An 18689-nucleotide genomic window follows, 5' to 3' on the forward strand; every position below is an offset into this window, starting at 1 on the left:
ATGCGGCAGGCAGGTGTGCTCGATGTCGGATGCCACAGTGCTCTGCTGACGGTGGTGCGGCAGCATCCGGGTACGGTGCTGGAGCCGGTGTTCTCCCGCAAGGTGCGGCTGAGACTGCACGAGACCCTCGACCGCAAGGGTCGGCTGGACAAGGCCGGCATGAAGAGCGTCGAACGGGCGGTGGCCGAGGTCGTCGCCGCTGACCCACGTCTGCGCGGACCGCAAGTGTTCGCGTTCGCGACCTCCGTGATCCGGGACGCGCCCAACCGCGACGAGATCATCGCGCGCGTGGCGCGCACCACGGGCACTCGCCTGCGAGTGCTGACCGGCGAGGAAGAGGCGCGGCTGGCTTACGTGGCGGCCCGCCAGTGGGCAGGCCCGACGGTCGGTGAGCTGCTGGTCCTGGACATCGGCGGCGGCACTGTGGAGATCGCCTCCGGCACCGGAGAGCAGCCCCGCGCCGTCTACTCGCTGCCGCTGGGCGCTCGCAGGATCACCCGGGACTGGCTTCCCGCCGGCACCGTACCGTCCCAACGCCGTCTGGCCGAGGTCCGGCAGCACCTCCGCCAGTCCCTGGAAGGCCCCGGCCTACCTCAGGCCGCACCGGGCGGGCGGGTGCTGGCCTGCTCCAAGACCTTCGAACAGCTCGCCCGGCTCGCCGCAGCTCAGGGCGGGACATCGCGATCCGCACGGCGGCTGGCGCTACCCCAACTGCGTAGGTCGGTCTCCATGCTGGCCGACGTGGAACCGTCCCGCCGTGCCAGGTTGCCGGGCATCTCCGGGCACCGCGCCGAGCAGTCCCTGGCCGGAGCCCTGGTCGCACAGGCCCTCATGGAGGCATGCGGGGCCAAGAGCGTCGAGATCTGCCCCTGGTCCACCAGGGAAGGACTACTGCTCGAACACCTCGGCGTGTCCCCCACAACAGCTGGCCGTGCCCGCCTCGTCGGCTGAACCCGACCGACCTGGTCGCACGCTTTTGAGCCATCGGGAAGAGGTGTCTGTTCTGATGCCCGCGGCCGGCTGCGAGCAGCCGCTCGTCACTCCCGTTCGACCTGCACCCCTCAAGACCGGACGGCAACAGCTTCTGACTTCGCCCAAAGTGGAGGGCATCGCGGGCCGACCGAGTGATCATTGTTCTTGGGCCTTGGGCCTTGGGCCTTGGGCGAGGTGAGGTCGGGAGGCGGATGCGCCGCTGCAGTTGGAGAGCGTCGGGAACGGCGTAGTTGATCTGCCCCCGACTGGTATGGCGGCCACTGATGACCTCCAGTGTGTCCGGATGAGACGCCAACGGGTCGTCGGCCAGGTCGGATTGCGCGTCTGTCAACGGTCATTTGTCATCCCCGGTGGCGGCCAGATGTCTCCCCGCTGTTCTGAGGACTCGTTCACCTCAGAGGCATCACACCCTTCCCGGTGGTGGCCTCGGTGAGCCGGAACGATTCACCCTGCGTGACCACGACGTGAGCGTGATGAAGGAGGCGGTCGACGGTGGCGGTGGCGGTGGCCAGGGTCCTCGGCATGATCTCGTCGAAGCCTGACGGGTGGAGGTTCGAACTCACGGCCAGTGCCCGCCGTTCGTAGGCGGCATCCACCAGGCGGTAGAAGCCCTCGGCGGCGTCCCACGTGCCGTCCACTGACCACTGCCGATATCGCCCATGGGCGTCCTCCGAGGGTGAGGTACGCAACAACGCTCACCCGGGCCGCATCGCCCCGAAACCCGCTCCCTCGCTACCCGGAACGGACGCCTCCTATGGCGTCCCCGTGGCTGTTCTCGGCCCGTCCGATGCTGCCGGAAGGATGTCGACGCGTGATTTCACCGACGGGCTGCCCGCCCTCCGTCGGCCGATTCTGTGGTTCGAGCGCCATGTCCAGCCGGCCCTGGTGCGGACGGGCCACGACCGGGGGACCGGCTGAGAGCTGGCCAGGCCATGAAGTGGCCGGACCTGTGGTCCGCGACGGTTCCCCCAGGTACAAGCGGTGTCATGCGCAGGTACTGATCCGGTTCGGATACGGCCTGGACGGCGAACGCACCCCGCGAGCGCCTGTGCCGCTGTCCTTCGTCGCTATTGCGTGCCGCTCGCCGCCCCCAGCTCGCGTCCGGAGACCATCCCGGACTCGATCCGTACGAACACCGGGTCCTGTATCGGCAGCCACGAGCGAGGCCCGGACTGTGACAGCCGTGCGTGTTCGGCGGGGTCGGTCACGACGGTGGCCCGTCCGGTGACGACCACGCTCCAGGCACACCGGGTCTCGACGTCGAACTCGTCCGCCTCGAACGCGACGACGACGCCGTCGATGGCGTGGACCAGGTCCGAGCCCTGCGCGGTGCACAGCAGCACGGAGGCGTCCGCGTCGAGCGAGAAGTTGACCGGAAGGACCGCAGGCAGCGCATGCCGGGTATAGACGACCCGACCGACCGGGACTTTCGCGAGCAGGCGCAGGCACTCCTGCCGGTCGAGTGCGCGAGAGCCGTCGTTGTGGAACATCCACTCATCGTCTCCGTGCGCGGGGCCCGCGGGTAGGGCCGACCGGCCCTACTAGCCCTTGAGATCGAAGACGGCGCAGCCGACCGAGAGGTGGAGGACGCGGTCGTCGGGGTCGGTGTGCCGGAGTCCGCGGTCGGTGGCCGCGTGTACCTGCAGCGTGAGCGTGTCCGCGTCCAGCCGGAACCGCCAGGGCTGGGTGTTGTGGATCGAGGGGGCAACGTCTCCAGGGCATGGAGACCGAGGACGGCGGAGGGAGGCGTCGAGGACTCATCCCCTCACTGGTCTGCTGAAGGGGTGACGCCGGTTGGCGGTCGCCTCGGCGTCCCGTGTGGAAGAGCGCCGGGACAGGGGCCGTACGGCCCCGCGCGCGATTCCGATCCGCTCCTTCCGGCGTCACTTGGCCCGGTGTTCGCCCGCTTCCGGCTGCTGCAGTTGGGAGGCGAGGACGGCGGCCTGGACCCGTCGTTGGACGCCCAGTTTGGCGAGGAGGCGGGAGATGTGGTTCTTGACGGTCTTTTCCGAGAGGTAGAGCTTGTTGCCGATCTCGCGGTTGGTCAGGCCGTCACCGATCAGTGCCAGGATCTCCCGCTCGCGCGGGGAGAGGCCCGCCACCTCGGAGGGAACGGCCGGAGTCTCTGCGGGCTCGGCGCGCAGGGAGCGCATGAGGCGGGCGGTCGTCGCCGGGTCCAGCATCGACTGGCCCGAGGCCACCGTGCGCACCGCGGAGACGAGGTCGGATCCCTTGATCTGCTTGAGGACGTAGCCGGAGGCGCCGGCCATGATCGCGTCGAGGAGGGCCTCCTCGTCGTCGAACGAGGTCAGCATCAGACAGGCCAGCTCGGGCATCCGGCTGCGCAGCTCGCGGCAGACCGAGATGCCGTCGCCGTCCGGCAGGCGGACGTCGAGGACGGCGACGTCGGGGCGCAGGGCGGGGCCGCGGGCGAGCGCGTGGTCCACGGTGCCCGCGTCGCCGATCACCGAGATGTCGGGTTCGGCGTCGAGGAGATCGGCCAGGCCGCGGCGTACGACCTCGTGGTCGTCCAGCAGGAACACCCGGATCGGGTTCTGCGCGCTGAAGGTGCGTGGCTCTGGCATGGCGACCTCTCGTTCCCCGGCGGAGGACAGACCGCGAGCTGTCCATGATGACGATCATCACGCGTGGAGACCGGATGCACTAGGGCCGATCGGTCCCACTCGCGCGCACGCGCGAGGCCCGACCTGCCCACCACCGGGGGCGGGCGGCCGGCAACGGCGGGTCACGCGGAATCGAGGCTCTCGGCGATCTCCTCATCGGTGCGGAGGAACACCTTGAGCAGGTCGGCACGGCTGACGACGCCTTGGAGCATGCCCACGGCGTCGACCACGGGGAGTCTCTTGAGCGCGGGGGAGGTCATGAGTTCTTCCGCGGTCACGGCGCCGACCTCGGCCAGGTCCTTCAGGCGCCGCAGTTGCGTGTACCGGTCCGGGTCGCTGTCGCGGGACTCCTCCTTGGGCAGCAGGTCCGCCTCGGACACGATGCCGACGACGCGGCCCTCGCCCTCGATGACGGGCAGGGCGCTGACCTTCCAGCCCTGCATCATCCGCACGATGTCCTTGAAGGCAGCCTTGCGGCTGACCGCGGCGACCGTGTGGGTCATGACCTCGCTGAAAGCAGCCGGGGTCTGGCTGTAGCGCTGAGGCGGCGCGTCGGTGAGCGAGCGCCGGCACCGAGGTCTTTGGTGAGCTCGCCTCCGCCTCCGCCTCCCGCCTGCCGTGCCGGTGCCCTGAGGTTCGAGTTTGCGGTCGAGGTGCTGGTCCTTCGCGGCCGGAAGGTTGTTGAGCAGCTTCCTACGTCCGCGGTCCGAAACAACAGCCCCGTACGCCGCCGGGCTCTCACGCTTTTCGGGGGCTCCTGGTCTTCTCAGCCCCAGAGGCAGGTGAGTTGAGCCGGCGGAACCCGAACGGTCCTGCCGGAGCGGGACCATCGGGCCCCCGGCGGGACCTGTGGCCGCTGCCCGGGATCCGGCACGGCACAGAACCATCGTTCACGGATCGACTCATCCGCACCGAACAGCACGAGGAGCACAGCCATGTCGAGCACCAGCAAGAGCGGGGAGAGAGAGGCGCCCAAGGGCGCGCTCGGACTGCCTGCCGCGTCCGCGCTCGTGATCGGCACCATCATCGGCACGGGCATCTTCGCCCTGCCGTCCGCGCTCGCCCCGTACGGGCCGATCTCCCTGGTCGCGTTCGTCGTCGTCACCCTGGGCGCCCTGGCGCTCGCGCTGACCTTCGGAGCGCTGTCGAAGCGGGTGCCGGCGAGCGGCGGCCCGTACGTCTACGCCCGGGAGGCGTTCGGTGAGTTCGCCGGATTCCTCAACGCGTGGTCGTACTGGATCACCGCGTGGGCCGGGAACGCGGCGATCGCCGTGGCCTGGGTCGGCTACGTCGAGGTGTTCGTCAACACGGGCCACAAGACGTGGATCTCCATGAGCATCGCCCTCGGCGGACTCTGGGCGGCGGCCGCGATCAACCTCACCGGCGTCCGCAACATCGGCGCGTTCCAGGTGGTCACCACCGTGCTGAAGTTCGTGCCGCTCGTCTTCATGGCGACCATAGGACTGTTGTTCATCGACCCGGACAACTTCGGTACCTTCAACGCCAGCGGTCAGTCGGCGCTCGGCGCGATCTCCGCCGCGGCCGCCATCGCCCTGTTCAGCTACCTCGGTCTGGAGGCCGCCTCGGTGGTCGCCGGCCGGGTGCGCGACCCGGAGCGCAACGTGCCGCGCGCCACCGTGTACGGCACGCTCCTGTGCGCCGTCGTCTACATCCTGGGCACGCTCGCGGTCTTCGGCACGGTCTCGCACGGTGCGCTCGGCGGCACCGACGCACCGTTCACCGACGCCGCGAACAACATCTTCGGCGGCACCTGGGCGGGAGACGTCGTGGCCGCCGCCGCCATCATCTCCGGCATCGGCGCCCTCAACGGCTGGACCATGTTGTGCGCCGAGATGCCGTACGCCGCCGCCCGCGACGGGCTCTTCCCCGACGCCTTCGCGAAACTGCGCGGACAGAGCGAAATCCCGGCCTTCGGCGTCATCGCCTCCACCGTGCCGGCCTCGCTGATCACCGTGTTCAGCTACACCCGCTTCGAGGACGTCTTCACGAAGATCGTGCTGCTGAGCGTGCTCACCGCGGTGGTCCCCTACCTGTTCTCCGCCGCCGCCCAGCTGTACTGGCTGCTCGTGCGGGGCCGGGAGACCCTCAGCGCGCGGCGCCTGGCCCGTGACGTCACCGTCGCCGCTCTCGCGCTGGCATTCTCCTACTGGTCGATCCAGGGCAGCGGCTACCAGACCGTCTACTACGGGCTGTTCGTGCTGCTGCTCGGCGTGCCGGTCTACGTGTGGCTGAAGCGGGGCCAGGGCCGGTACGGCGACGAACCGGCCGCGGCGATTCCCCTTCCGCGTGAGGAGCGGGCCCCCGAGACACCGGTACCGCCGAAGCGGCTCTCCCGTGGACTCGGCACCAACCGCGTCGGCGGCCCCCGCAAGCGAAACGCCCACCGCCCCCAGGACTGACCCCCTCCCTCACCGCGGACTCCCTCACCACGGAGGAAACAGCGCCATGAACACGTTCCACGTCGACTCCGAGGCCGGCCGCCTGCGCCAGGTGATCCTGCACCGCCCCGGCATCGAACTCTCCCGCCTCACCCCGCGCAACGTCGACGCCCTCCTCTTCGACGACATCCTGTGGGCCAAGCGCGCCCGGGAGGAACACGACGCCTTCGCGCAGGTGCTGCGCGACCACGGCACCCGCGTCCACTACTTCGCCGACCTCCTCGCCCGGACCCTCGACGGCGACGAGGCCCGCGGCTGGCTGCTGGACCGGGTGATCACCCCGGCCTCCGTCGGACCGGCGCTGATCGACCCGGTGCGCCACCTGTGCGCCCAACTCGACGGAGAGACCCTCGCCGGACACCTCATCGGCGGACTCCTCAAGAGCGACCTGCCGCTCGCCACCCCGCACAGCCTGGTCTGGAACGCGCTCGACGCCGACGACTTCGCCCTCGCCCCGCTGCCCAACCACCTCTTCCCGCGCGACAACTCCTGCTGGGTGTACGACCGGCTTTCGGTCAACCCGATGGCCAAGACCGCCCGCCGACGGGAGAGCCTGCACGCCGAGGCCATCTACCGCTTCCACCCGATGTTCGCCGGCGTGGCCCCCGCGCCGATCCTCGACGGCTCGGTCGGCACCCTGGAAGGCGGTGACGTCCACGTCCTCGGCAACGGCGCCGTCATGGTCGGCATGGGCGAGCGCACCACCGCCCAGGCGGTGGAGAACCTGGCCGCCCGGCTGTTCGCCGGGGGCACGGCGAACCGGCTCATCGCCGTCCAACTCCCCGCCACCCGGGCCTACATGCACCTCGACACCGTGCTGACGATGGTCGACCGCGACACCTTCGTCGTCTACCCGGGCCTGGCCGACTCCTTGCGTTCCTGGACGCTCACCCCCAGCGACACCCGTGAGTGCGGCTTCGACGTGGCCCCGAACTCCGACCTGGCGACCTCCCTCGCCGAGGCCCTCGACCTCGACAAGGTCCGCATGCTGTCCGCCCCCCAGGACATCCGCAACGCCGAACGCGAACAGTGGGACGACGGCAGCAACTTCCTCGCTCTCGCCCCCGGCGTGATCGTCGGCTACGAGCGCAACGTCACCACCAACACCTACCTGCGCAAGCAGGGCATAGAGATCGTCACCATCGCCGGCGCCGAACTCGGCCGCGGCCGCGGCGGCCCGCGCTGCATGAGCTGCCCCGTCGAACGCGACCCGGCCGCCGCCTGAACCCCCAGGGGGAAACCGTCATGACCATCGACCTGCGCGGCCGCTCCTACCTGAGCGAACTCGACTTCACCGCCGCCGAGATCCAGTACCTCCTCGACCTGGCCGCCTCCCTCAAGGCTGCCAGGCGTGCCGGCGCCGAGCAGCCCCGGCTGACCGGCAGGCACCTCGCGCTGATCTTCGAGAAGACGTCCACCCGCACCCGCTGCGCCTTCGAGGTGGCGGCCGCCGACCAGGGCGCCGCCACCACCTACCTGGGCCCCGGCGACACCCACATCGGTACCAAGGAGTCCATCGCCGACACCGCCCGAGTGCTGGGCCGGATGTTCGACGCGATCGAGTACCGGGGGTCGGACCAGGCGCTGGTCACCGAGCTCGCCACCCACTCCGGTGTCCCCGTCTACAACGGCCTGACCGACGTCGCGCACCCCACCCAGAGCCTGTGCGACGTCCTCACCATGCACGAGCACAGCGCCAAGCCCCTGCCGGACCTCGCCTACTGCTACCTCGGCGACGCCCGCAACAACATGGGCAACTCCCTGCTGTCCATGGGCGCCCTGCTCGGCATGGACGTACGCATCGCCGCCCCCGCCGCGCTGTGGCCCGACCCCGCGCTGGTCACCAACTGCCGCGAGACGGCCGAGCGCAGCGGCGCCCGGATCCTCCTCACCGAGGACGTCGAGACCGCCGTGCGCGGAGCCGACTTCCTGCACACCGACGTCTGGGTCTCCATGGGCGAGCCCGCCGACACCTGGCGGGAGAGGATCGAGCTGCTGCTGCCGTACCAGGTCAACGACAAGACGCTGGCCGCCACCGGCAACCCGGACGTGCGGTTCATGCACTGCCTGCCGGCCCTGCACGACCGCCGCACCCGCCTCGGCAGCGACCTCTTCGACCACTACGGCCTGGACGGACTCGAAGTCACCGACGACGTCTTCTCCTCGCCCGCGTCGATCGCCTTCGACCAGGCCGAGAACCGGCTGCACACCATCAAGGCCGTGCTCGTCGCCACTCTGGAGGACTGAAGCCATGCGCATAGTCGTCGCTCTCGGCGGCAACGCCCTGCTGCACCGCGGTGAGCGTCCCGACGCCGCCGTCCAGCAGACCAACATCGACCGGGTGGCCACCGCCCTGGCCGCGGTGGCCCACGAACACGAAGTCGTCCTCACCCATGGCAACGGCCCCCAGATCGGCCTGCTCGCCATGGAGAGTGCCGCCGACCCCGCCCTCAGCGCCCCCTATCCTCTCCACCTCCTCGGCGCCCAGACCCAGGGCATGATCGGCTCCCTGCTCGCCTGCACCCTGCACGACGCGCTGCCCGGCCGCCACATCGCCACCCTCGTCACCCACACCCTCGTACGGCCCGACGACCCGGCCTTCGCGCGGCCCACCAAGTTCGTCGGCCAGGTCTACCCCAGGGAGGTGGCCGGCGCCCTCGCCCGCAAGCGGGGCTGGCACATCGCGCAGGACACCACCGGCTGGCGCCGCGTCGTCCCCTCTCCGGTACCGGAACGCATCCTGGAGACCGACACCGTTCACGAGTTGCTGAGCGGCGGCACCCTCGTGATCTGCGCGGGCGGTGGAGGTGTCCCCGTCACCGCCGACCGGGACAGCGGGGCACTGACCGGAGTGGAGGCCGTCATCGACAAGGACCTCACCGCCGCCCTGCTCGCCGAGGACCTGAAGGCCGACTTCCTGCTGATCCTCACCGACGTCCCGTGCGTGTACGAGGACTACGGGACCCCCGCCCAGCAGCCCGTCCTCGACGCCACTCCCGCCGAGCTGCGCCGCAAGGGTCTCCCGGAGGGCTCCATGGGTCCGAAGGCGGAGGCCGCGGCGCGGTTCGTCGAGCGGACCGGAGGGCTCGCCGCTATCGGCGCCCTGGACGCGGCGTACGAGATCGTGCACGGCCGCTCGGGCACCCTGATCCGCCCGGACCTCGCGGCCGGCTGACGCAGTGGCCCGTACGGCCTCCCGCCCCGGGGCCGTACGGCCCGGCGGTGGGCACCCTCCGGCACTCGGCGCGACGATCAGCGCCGACCAGCATGGGAGTGCCGGACAGACAACGACGAGAGGAACGGCGATGACCGCAACCGTGACAGTCGGCGACCGGGTCACCGCGGCCTGGCGAGGCTTCGCCGGGAGCCGCTGGCGCGAGCTGATCGACCTGCGTGACTTCATCCAGGCGAACTACACCCCGTACGAGGGTGACGCGTCCTTCCTCACCGGCGCCACGGACCGCACCCGGGCCGTCTGGGAGAAGGTCGGCTCGCTGTTCCCGGAGGAGCGTGCCCGGGGCATCCTCGACGTGGACGCCGCGACTCCGTCGACGATCACCTCGCACGCCCCCGGATTCATCGACCGTGACCGCGAACTGATCGTCGGCCTGCAGACCGACGCACCGCTCAAGCGCGCGATCATGCCAGGCGGCGGGCTGCGCATGGTGGAGAACGGCCTGAGGGCCTACGGCTATGAGCCCGACCCGTTCGTGACGAAGGTCTTCGGGACCTACCGCAAGACCCACAACGACGGTGTCTTCGACGCCTACACGCCCGCGATGCGCGCGGCCCGCAAGGTCGGCATCATCACCGGGCTGCCCGACGCCTACGGCCGGGGCCGGATCATCGGCGACTACCGGCGCGTCGCCCTGTACGGCACCGACCGGCTGATCGAGGCCAAGCGGGCCGACAAGGCCCTGCTGGACGGCCGACCGTCCACCGAGCACGTCATCCGCGACCGCGAGGAACTCGCCGAGCAGATCAAGGCCCTGGGCGAGCTGACCCGCATGGCGGCGACCTACGGCTGTGACGTCTCCCGCCCCGCGCTCACCGCGCACGAGGCCGTGCAGTGGCTCTACCTCGGATACCTCGCCGCGGTGAAGGAGCAGAACGGCGCCGCGATGTCGCTGGGCCGCACCTCGACCTTCCTCGACGTCTACCTCCAGCGCGACCTGGACGACGGGACCATCGACGAGCTGCGCGCCCAGGAACTGATCGACGATTTCGTGATCAAGCTGAGGATCGTCCGGTTCCTGCGCACGCCCGAGTACGACGCCCTGTTCTCCGGCGACCCGACCTGGGTCACCGAGTCCATCGGCGGTGTCGGCGACGACGGCCGCACACTGGTCACCCGCACCTCCTTCCGCTTCCTGCAGACCCTCTACAACCTCGGCCCCGCTCCCGAACCCAACCTGACCGTGCTGTGGTCGCCGAGGCTGCCCGCCGGCTTCAAGGAGTTCTGCGCCCAGGTGTCCATCGACACCAGCGCCGTCCAGTACGAGTCCGACGAGCTGATCCGCCCCCGCAACGGCGACGACACCGCGATCGCCTGCTGCGTCTCCGCCATGGCGGTGGGCAAGGAGATGCAGTTCTTCGGGGCTCGGGTGAACCTGGCGAAGGCGCTGCTCTACGCCGTCAACGGCGGCCGGGACGAGATGACCGGCGACCAGGTCGCTCCCGTGATGCCCCCGCTGACGGGCGAGTACCTGGACTACGAGGAACTGTCGGCGGCGTACAACCGCGTGCTGGACTGGCTGGCGGAGACCTACGTCAACACGCTGAACGTCATCCACTACATGCACGACAAGTACGCCTACGAGCGCATCGAGATGGCGCTGCACGACCACCCCGTCCACCGCTTCATGGCCTGCGGCGTCGCGGGGCTGTCCGTCGCGGCGGACAGCCTGTCTGCCGTGAAGCACGCCCGGGTGAAGGTTTTCCGGGACGCGACCGGGCTGGCCGTCGACTTCCTGACAGAAGGCGAGTTCCCGGCATACGGCAACAACGACGACCGCGCCGACGCCCTCGCCGTCGGTCTGGTGGAGTCCTTCATGGCCAAGGTGCGCAGGCACCCCACCTACCGGGACGCCGAGCACACCCAGTCGGTGCTGACCATCACCTCCAACGTCGTCTACGGCAAGCACACCGGCAACACGCCCGACGGGCGCCGGTCTGGGCAGCCCTTCGCGCCGGGCGCCAACCCGATGAACGGCCGGGACCGGCACGGCGTCGCCGCCTCCGCGCTCTCGGTCGCCAAGCTGCCGTACGAGCAGGCCCGCGACGGCATCTCGCTGACCACGACCATCACCCCGGAGGGACTGGGACACGCCCCCGAGGAGCGCGCCGGCAACCTGGTGGGGATCCTCGACGGCTACACGGCGGCGGGCGGCTTCCACATGAACGTCAACGTCCTCGACCGGGCCACCCTGGAGGACGCGATGGAGCACCCGGAGAAGTACCCGGAGCTGACCATCCGCGTCTCCGGATACGCCGTCAACTTCGTCCGGCTGACCCGGGAGCAGCAGCTCGACGTGATCAGCCGCACCTTCCACGGATCGCTGTGAGGCCCTCATGACGACCGGCCGGATCCACTCCTGGGACCTCTCCACCGGCGTGGACGGTCCCGGTACCCGGTTCGTCCTCTTCGTCAGCGGCTGCCCCCTGCGCTGCCTGTACTGCGCCAATCCCGATACCTGGCACCTGCGGGACGGCCGGGAGGCGACGGTGGACGAGGTGATGGCGGAGATCGAGAAGTACCGCGCGTTCGTCACCACGGCCGGGGGAGGGGTGACGATCACCGGGGGAGAGCCGCTGCTCCAGCCGACGTTCACCGCTGAGGTCCTGCGTCGCTGCAAGGAGGCCGGGATGCACACCGCCCTGGACACGTCCGGCTTCCTCGGCGCGCGTGCCACGGACGAACTCCTCGCCGACACCGACCTGGTTCTGCTGGACATCAAGTCCTTCGACATCGGCACCTACCGGAAGCTGACCGGCGGGCGGCTCGCCCCCACGCTCAGCTTCGCGACCCGTCTCGACCGCCTCGGCGTCCCGATGCGGATCCGCTACGTGCTGGTCCCCGGCTGGACCGACGACCCACCGGGGGTGGACGCCCTGGCCGGCTTCGTCGCGGGGCTCGGCACGGTCGAGCGGGTCGACGTACTGCCCTTCCACAAGCTCGGCGCCGCGAAGTACGAGACCCTCGGTATCCCTTTCCCGTTGCGTGACACCCCGGTTCCCGACCAGGCTCTGACCGAGAGCGTCCGCACACGCTTTCGGGAGCGCGGAGTGCCCGCCTACTGAGGGCCGGCACGTGCGCCGCGGCGAGACCCGCGTGGCCGGCGTGCCGTCCTCGGCCCAACGGCCTCTGGGAACAGGGCCGTTCGGCCCCGTGGCCGCGGACCTTAGGCATCCGTCGCGGACCGCGGGTCCGCGGCCAGAGTGAGTGGTGTCAGACACCGACCCGACCCCTTTCGAAGGGAATCACGACCATGGCCGTGCACGAGCACACTCACCGGGGCTCTGGTTTCCACCTGCCGTCGCTGCGCAGGAACCGGAGCGCCTCCGCATCCGAGTCCGCCGTGTCGGCAGGCGCCGGCACGCACACCGCGCAGGCGTACGCCTTCGCGTCCCTGCGCCTGCTGACCGGGTTCGTCTTCCTGTGGGCCTTCCTCGACAAGACCTTCGGCCTCGGCTACGCCACCCCGTCCGGCAAGGGCTGGATCGACGGAGGGTCGCCGACGAAGGGATTCCTCGGATCCGTCGCGGTCGGGCCGATGGAGTCCACCTTCCACTCCTGGGCCGGCGACCCGTGGGCGGACTGGCTGTTCATGCTCGGTCTGCTCGGCATCGGCGCCGCCCTGGTCGCGGGGGTCGCGCTGCGGTTTGCCGCCGTGGCGGGCACCATGATGATGGCGCTGATGTGGATCGCCGAATGGCCGCCGGCCAAGCACCTCTCGGACGGATCGGCGAGCATGTCCACGAACCCGTTCGCCGACTACCACCTGATCTACGCCGCCGCCCTGGTCGTGCTGGCCGCTTCCGCCGCCGGCGACACCCTGGGTCTGGGCCGGCTCTGGGCCAAGGCGCCCTTCGTCCGCGACCACAGCTGGCTGCGCTGAACACCGAGGGCACGGCGGGCCCGCCACGCGGCCCGCTGCGCCGAGCCGTGCGGGGGGTCGTTCGGCCCCGGATCGGGACCAGTGGCCCCTGCACGAGGAACCGACCGAAGACGACTCTGGAATCGGATGCCCCGCTCCAGGAGGTGGCGACATTGCTCCGCACCATCACCGTAGGCCTCGACGGCTCGCAGGAGAGCCGGGCCGCCGCGGAATGGGCGGCCCGCGAAGCCGAGCTGCGCGGCCTGCCCCTGAAGATCGTCCATGTCTGGGAGCCGGTCCCGGAGCCGATGGCCCAAGCGCCTCTCCTGGGCGCCGAGACCCAGCAGCGCTGGACCGAGCGAAGCGAGATGGGGGTACCCCCGGCCGAAGGCTGGGGGAGGATGCCGCGAGAGGCCGCGGCAGGCATCAGCCTGCGCCACCCCGGCGTCGAGGTGGTCAGCGAGCAGCTTTCCGGACCCCCCGGTGATGTCCTCGCCGAGGCGGGCAGCAGCGCCGAGCTGCTCGTCCTGGGCTCCCGCGGCTTCGGCGGGATCGGCGGGTTCATGGTCGGCTCGGTCGGTCTGTCTGTCGTCGCGCACGCGGACCGCCCCGTCGTCCTGGTCCGCGCGCTGGAGGTGGCCGCCGACGAGCACGAGCCGGACCCGGCGGGCGTTCCCTCCGCTGCGACCCCGTTCCTGCCCGTGGTCCTCGGCCTCGACGTCGAGCACCCCGACGCGACGCTGATCGAGTTCGCCTTCGCCGCAGCCCTGCTCCGCGAGACGTCCCTGCGGGTGGTCCACGGCTGGAATCCGCCGCCGTACTACGCGTACGGCACACCCGCCAATCCCGCGCTGCACGAGGCGCTGGCGCTGAGCGACGCCGAGGCCCTGGCGGAGGTGCTGCGGCCCTGGCGGCAGAAGTACCCGGACGTGGACGTCGTAGAGGTGTCCCGCTACGGCAGTCCGGCCGTCCACGTCGTGGAAGCCTCCGGCGACTCCTCCCTCGTCGTCGTGGGCCGGCGGATCCGCCGCAGCCCGTTCGGCGCGCACATCGGGCATGTCACGCATGCCGTCCTGCACCACTCCACCGCCCCCGTCGCCGTCGTCCCCCACGGCTGACCGAGTTTCCCGGAGCAGAGATCATGAAGGCAGCAGTCGTACGAGCGTTCGGCGAGTCCCTGGTCATCGAGGAGCGCCCCGACCCAGAGCCCGGCCCCGGTGAGGTCCGCGTCCGGGTCGAGGCGTCCGGTCTGTGCCACACCGACATCCACGCGGCCCACGGCGACTGGCCGGTCAAGCCGAACCCGCCGTTCGTCCCCGGGCACGAGGGGGTCGGCCTGGTGGAGGCACTCGGTGAGGGCGTCACCCACCTGTCCGTCGGGCAGCGGGTCGCCGTCCCGTGGCTCGGCAGGGCGTGCGGGCGGTGCGAGCACTGCCTGTCCGGCTGGGAGACGCTGTGCGAGCGGCAGATCAACACCGGGTACGGCTGCGACGGCGGCTACGCCGAGAAGATGCTCGCCTGGGCAGACTTCGCCCAGCCCGTGCCCGACGGCATCACCGCACTCGAAGCCGCCCCGCTGACCTGCGCGGGCGTCACGACGTACAAAGCGCTGAAGGTCGCCGACGTCAAGCCCACCCAGCTCGTCGCGATCTCCGGCGTCGGCGGCCTCGGTCACCTCGCCGTGCAGTACGCGAAGATCGCCGGCGCCACGGTCGCCGCGATCGACGTCACCGACGAGAAGCTCGAACTCGCCGCCGAACTCGGCGCCGACATCCTGATCGACGCCCGCAAGGAGAACGTCGGCGAGGTGCTCAAACAGCACGGCGGCGCCCACGCGGCCATCGCGCTCGCGGTGAACGACGCGGCCTTCGAGGCCGTCAACTCGGGGCTGCGGCGCGGCGGCAAACTGGTCATGGTGGCCCTGCCGGCACACGGCACGGTCCGGGTGCCCATCTTCGACACCGTCCTGAACGGCACCTCGGTGATCGGCTCGATCGTCGGCACCCGGCAGGACCTCGCCGAGGTCTTCCAACTGCACGCGGCCGGCCGTACCAAGGTCATCTACGAGACCCGCCCCCTCGCCTCCGTCAACGACTCCATCGACGAGGTGCTGCGCGGCCAGGTCAAGGCCCGGATCGTCTTCGACCTGGACTCGGGGCGGTGAGCGCCGTGGTCCTCCCCATCGTCGTCGGAGTGGACGGCTCGGAGCCGAGCCTGCGGGCCGTCGACTGGGCGGCCGACGAGGCCACCCTGCGCGGGGTCCCCCTGCGGCTGGTGTTCGCCTCCCTCTGGGAGCGGTACGAGGGCGAGTCCCTCGCGGACGATCTCGGCAAGCCGTCAGAGCAGGTCACGGCCGAGGACATCGTGCGCACCGCCGCGGAGCGGGCGCGTCTGCGCCAGGGCGGGCTGAGGATCTCCACCGAAGTGCTGTCGGAGGAGCCCGAGTACGCGCTCGTGCACGAGGGACGCAGCGCCTGCGCGCTGGTGCTGGGCTCCCGAGGACGCAGCGGCTTCGCCGAGATGCTGCTCGGGTCGGTCAGCCTGACCGTGGCCGCGCACGCGGTCTGCCCGGTGATCGTGCTGCGCGGCAGCCACGACAACCGGGTCCGGGCAGGCGGGCGTGGCCGGGTCGTGGTGGGCGTCGGCGAGAAGACGGCGGACTCCGCCGCCCTGCGCTTCGCCGTGGACGAGGCGAAGCTGCGCCGCGCGACCCTGGACGCCCTACGGGCCTGGCGGTGCCCCGCGCACGAGACCACCGATCACCCCCTGCTCGCCGGGGAACCCGCGCGGCTGCACGAACAGCATGCCGCCGAGGTCCTGGACAAAGCGGTGAAGGACATCCCGGCGGACGTGGACCTGCGCCGGCGCACGGTCGAGGGCCCCGCCCGCAGGGTCCTGCCGGCCGCCTCGTACGAGGCCGACCTGCTGGTGGTCGGCGCCCGGCGCAACTCCGGCCACCTCGGGCTCCAGCTGGGGCGCGTCGCCCACGCGGTGCTGCACCACTCCGCCTGCGCCGTCGCGGTCGTACCCGAAGGGGTGTGAGAGAAGCCGAAGACCGGCCAGCGCCGTGCCCGCTGCCCCAGCCGCCCGATCACTTCCGGAGCCCCCTCATGCCCAAGGCCTCAGACCAGGACGCCACCGTACTTTCCGACGACGAGCTGCGCGCCCTGGACGCGCACTGGCGTGCCGCCAACTATCTGGCCGCCGGCCAGATCTACCTGATGTCCAACCCGCTGCTCACCGAGCCTCTCAAGCCGGAGCACATCAAACCCCGGCTGCTCGGCCACTGGGGCACCTCGCCCGGCCTCAACCTCGTGTACACCCACCTCAACCGGGTGATCAAGGCGCGTGGACTCGACGCCCTGTGTGTCTGGGGTCCGGGGCACGGAGGGCCGTCCATCCTGGCGAACTCCTGGCTGGAGGGCAGCTACAGCGAGACCTACCCGGACGTGCCGCGGAACGGGGAGGGCATGGCCCGGCTGTTCCGACAGTTCTCCTTCCCCGGCGGGGTGCCCAGCCATGTCGCGCCCGAGACGCCCGGCTCGATCCACGAGGGCGGTGAGCTCGGCTACTCGCTCTCCCATGCGTACGGTGCCGCGCTGGACAACCCGGACCTGCTGGTCGCCTGCGTGATCGGCGACGGCGAGGCGGAGACCGGCCCGCTGGCCGCCTCCTGGCACTCCAACAAGTTCCTCGACCCGGTACACGACGGCGCGGTCCTGCCGATCCTGCACCTCAACGGCTACAAGATCGCCAACCCGACGGTGCTCTCCCGCCTCCCCGAGAGCGAACTCGACGACCTGTTGCGCGGCTACGGCCACGACCCGATCCACGTGACCGGCGACGACCCGGCCGAGGTCCACCGGGCCATGGCCGCGGCGATGGACGACGCCCTGGACCGTATCGCCGTGATGCAACAGACCGCCCGCGAGGACGGCGTCACCGAGCGCGTGCACTGGCCGATGATCGTGCTGCGCACCCCGAAGGGCTGGACGGGGCCGGCCGAGGTGGACGGCGAGCCCGTCGAGGGCACCTGGCGCGCCCATCAGGTTCCGCTGGCCGGCGTCCGTGAAAACCCGGAGCACCTGCGCCAGTTGGAGGCATGGCTGCGGTCGTACGAACCCCGGGAGCTCTTCGGACCCGACGGCCGGCCCGTCGCCGACGTCCTCGCCTGCGTTCCGGACGGGGCCCGACGGCTCGGCGCCACCCCGCACGCCAACGGTGGCCTGCTCGTGCGCGAACTGCCCGTCCCCCCGCTCGACGAGTTCGCCGTACCCGTCGACAAGCCGGGCACCACCCTGCACGAGCCGACCCGAGTCCTGGGAGACCTCCTGGCGCGGGTGATGAAGGACACCGGCGCTCGCCGGGACTTCCGCCTCGTCGGCCCGGACGAGACCGCCTCCAACCGCCTCCAGGCCGTCTTCGACGTCAGTGGAAAGGCGTGGCAGGCCGAACACCTGCCGGTCGACGAACACCTCGAACATCACGGCCGGGTGATGGAGATCCTCTCCGAACACACCTGCCAGGGCTGGCTGGAGGGATACCTCCTGACGGGTCGGCACGGTCTGTTCTCGTGCTACGAGGCGTTCGTCCACATCGTCGACTCCATGGTCAACCAGCACATCAAGTGGCTGAAGACCTCGCGGCAGCTGGCGTGGCGCGCGCCCATCGCCTCCCTCAACTACCTTCTCACCTCGCACGTCTGGCGCCAGGACCACAACGGCTTCTCCCACCAGGACCCCGGCTTCGTCGATCACGTCCTCAACAAGAGCCCCGAGGTCGTGCGCGTCTATCTGCCGCCGGACGCCAACACCCTGCTGTCCGTGGCCGACCACGTCCTGCGCAGCCGGGACTACGTGAACGTCGTCGTGGCCGGGAAGCAGCCCTGCTTCGACTGGCTGTCGATGGACGCGGCCCGCTCGCACTGCGCCCGCGGCGCGGGCATCTGGGACTGGGCCGGCACGGAGAACGGCGGCGAGCCCGACGTCGTCCTCGCCTGCGCCGGGGACGTGCCCACCCAGGAGGTCCTGGCCGCCGCGCAGTTGCTGCGCCGCAATCTGCCCGACCTCGCCGTCCGGGTGGTCAACGTGGTCGACATGACCCGGCTGCTGCCGCGCGAGGAACACCCGCACGGCATGAGCGACTTCCAGTACGACGGACTGTTCACCACCGACAAGCCGGTGATCTTCGCCTACCACGGCTACCCCTGGCTGATCCACCGGCTCGCCTACCGCCGCACCGGTCACAAGAACCTGCATGTGCGCGGTTACAAGGAGTCCGGTACGACCACCACGCCTTTCGACATGGTCGTCCGCAACGACCTCGACCGCTACCGGCTGGTCATGGACGTCATCGACCGCGTCCCCGGACTCGCCGTCCGCGCCGCCGCGGTACGGCAGCAGATGGCGGATGTCCGTACCCGACACCAGGCCTGGATCCGCGAACACGGCACCGACCTGCCCGAGGTCGCCGACTGGACCTGGGACGCCTGAAACCCACCCCTCACTCCCCGAAGG

At 70.7% G+C, this 18689-nt stretch carries 14 protein-coding genes and 2 pseudogenes; 12 read left to right on the top strand and 4 right to left on the bottom strand.

The window, feature by feature from the left end:
* Entirely contained in the window at positions 1-951 is a 951-nt protein-coding gene (locus tag ACIBTS_RS22645) for a Ppx/GppA phosphatase family protein (protein ID WP_399321599.1), read from the top strand.
* Between the two features lie 431 nt (positions 952-1382).
* Here the strand turns inward: ACIBTS_RS22645 and ACIBTS_RS22650 are convergent.
* The 4 genes and pseudogenes from ACIBTS_RS22650 to ACIBTS_RS22665 all read right to left on the bottom strand — a co-directional run.
* Positions 1383-1616 (bottom strand): annotated as a pseudogene (locus ACIBTS_RS22650) (ATP-binding protein); the annotation flags it as partial.
* A gap of 444 nt (positions 1617-2060) precedes the next feature.
* Complete coding sequence (locus ACIBTS_RS22655; RefSeq protein WP_319672528.1) at positions 2061-2483, bottom strand: pyridoxamine 5'-phosphate oxidase family protein; 423 nt, start codon at positions 2481-2483, stop codon at positions 2061-2063.
* 393 nt (positions 2484-2876) lie between these two features.
* On the bottom strand, positions 2877-3578 hold the full coding sequence (locus ACIBTS_RS22660) for a response regulator (RefSeq protein WP_399321601.1): 702 nt from the start codon (positions 3576-3578) through the stop codon (positions 2877-2879).
* 173 nt (positions 3579-3751) lie between these two features.
* A pseudogene (locus tag ACIBTS_RS22665) lies at positions 3752-4120 on the bottom strand (CBS domain-containing protein); the annotation flags it as partial.
* A 507-nt stretch (positions 4121-4627) separates the two neighbouring features.
* Between ACIBTS_RS22665 and ACIBTS_RS22670 the strand changes: the two are divergent.
* From ACIBTS_RS22670 to ACIBTS_RS22720, 11 genes are all read left to right on the top strand, one after another.
* A complete protein-coding gene (locus ACIBTS_RS22670) occupies positions 4628-6037 on the top strand; it encodes an APC family permease (protein ID WP_399321731.1) in 1410 nt (469 codons plus the stop codon).
* A 46-nt stretch (positions 6038-6083) separates the two neighbouring features.
* Complete coding sequence (locus tag ACIBTS_RS22675) at positions 6084-7301, top strand: arginine deiminase (RefSeq protein WP_399321603.1); 1218 nt, start codon at positions 6084-6086, stop codon at positions 7299-7301.
* A gap of 20 nt (positions 7302-7321) precedes the next feature.
* Entirely contained in the window at positions 7322-8323 is a 1002-nt protein-coding gene (gene argF, locus ACIBTS_RS22680; protein WP_399321604.1) for an ornithine carbamoyltransferase, read from the top strand.
* Between the two features lie 4 nt (positions 8324-8327).
* Positions 8328-9251, top strand: a complete 924-nt coding sequence (locus ACIBTS_RS22685; RefSeq protein ID WP_399321606.1) for a carbamate kinase — start codon at positions 8328-8330, stop codon at positions 9249-9251.
* A gap of 130 nt (positions 9252-9381) precedes the next feature.
* Positions 9382-11640, top strand: a complete 2259-nt coding sequence (pflB, locus tag ACIBTS_RS22690; RefSeq protein ID WP_399321608.1) for a formate C-acetyltransferase — start codon at positions 9382-9384, stop codon at positions 11638-11640.
* Positions 11641-11647: 7 nt separating this feature from the next.
* A complete protein-coding gene (gene pflA, locus ACIBTS_RS22695) occupies positions 11648-12376 on the top strand; it encodes a pyruvate formate-lyase-activating protein (protein ID WP_399321609.1) in 729 nt (242 codons plus the stop codon).
* A gap of 188 nt (positions 12377-12564) precedes the next feature.
* Entirely contained in the window at positions 12565-13194 is a 630-nt protein-coding gene (locus ACIBTS_RS22700) for a hypothetical protein (RefSeq protein WP_399321611.1), read from the top strand.
* A 152-nt stretch (positions 13195-13346) separates the two neighbouring features.
* On the top strand, positions 13347-14291 hold the full coding sequence (locus ACIBTS_RS22705; protein WP_399321733.1) for a universal stress protein: 945 nt from the start codon (positions 13347-13349) through the stop codon (positions 14289-14291).
* Positions 14292-14314: 23 nt separating this feature from the next.
* Positions 14315-15337 (top strand): alcohol dehydrogenase AdhP, encoded by a 1023-nt coding sequence (gene adhP / locus ACIBTS_RS22710; RefSeq protein ID WP_399321612.1) that lies wholly within the window; start codon positions 14315-14317, stop codon positions 15335-15337.
* On the top strand, positions 15334-16215 hold the full coding sequence (locus ACIBTS_RS22715; RefSeq protein ID WP_399321613.1) for a universal stress protein: 882 nt from the start codon (positions 15334-15336) through the stop codon (positions 16213-16215). Before adhP ends, ACIBTS_RS22715 begins: the two co-directional genes overlap by 4 nt.
* Before the next feature lie 68 nt (positions 16216-16283).
* On the top strand, positions 16284-18665 hold the full coding sequence (locus ACIBTS_RS22720) for a phosphoketolase (RefSeq protein ID WP_399321615.1): 2382 nt from the start codon (positions 16284-16286) through the stop codon (positions 18663-18665).
* Positions 18666-18689: the final 24 nt, after the last annotated feature.

Source organism: Streptomyces sp. NPDC050121 (assembly GCF_044460385.1).
GTDB lineage: Bacteria > Actinomycetota > Actinomycetes > Streptomycetales > Streptomycetaceae > Streptomyces > Streptomyces soliscabiei.

Coding starts and splice junctions, on each gene's coding strand:
- ACIBTS_RS22645 (WP_399321599.1), top strand. CDS start 1: ATGCGGCAGGCAGGTGTGCTCGATGTCGGATGCCACAGTGCTCTGCTG.
- ACIBTS_RS22655 (WP_319672528.1), bottom strand. CDS start 2,483: ATGTTCCACAACGACGGCTCTCGCGCACTCGACCGGCAGGAGTGCCTG.
- ACIBTS_RS22660 (WP_399321601.1), bottom strand. CDS start 3,578: ATGCCAGAGCCACGCACCTTCAGCGCGCAGAACCCGATCCGGGTGTTC.
- ACIBTS_RS22675 (WP_399321603.1), top strand. CDS start 6,084: ATGAACACGTTCCACGTCGACTCCGAGGCCGGCCGCCTGCGCCAGGTG.
- argF (WP_399321604.1), top strand. CDS start 7,322: ATGACCATCGACCTGCGCGGCCGCTCCTACCTGAGCGAACTCGACTTC.
- ACIBTS_RS22685 (WP_399321606.1), top strand. CDS start 8,328: ATGCGCATAGTCGTCGCTCTCGGCGGCAACGCCCTGCTGCACCGCGGT.
- pflB (WP_399321608.1), top strand. CDS start 9,382: ATGACCGCAACCGTGACAGTCGGCGACCGGGTCACCGCGGCCTGGCGA.
- pflA (WP_399321609.1), top strand. CDS start 11,648: ATGACGACCGGCCGGATCCACTCCTGGGACCTCTCCACCGGCGTGGAC.
- ACIBTS_RS22700 (WP_399321611.1), top strand. CDS start 12,565: ATGGCCGTGCACGAGCACACTCACCGGGGCTCTGGTTTCCACCTGCCG.
- adhP (WP_399321612.1), top strand. CDS start 14,315: ATGAAGGCAGCAGTCGTACGAGCGTTCGGCGAGTCCCTGGTCATCGAG.
- ACIBTS_RS22720 (WP_399321615.1), top strand. CDS start 16,284: ATGCCCAAGGCCTCAGACCAGGACGCCACCGTACTTTCCGACGACGAG.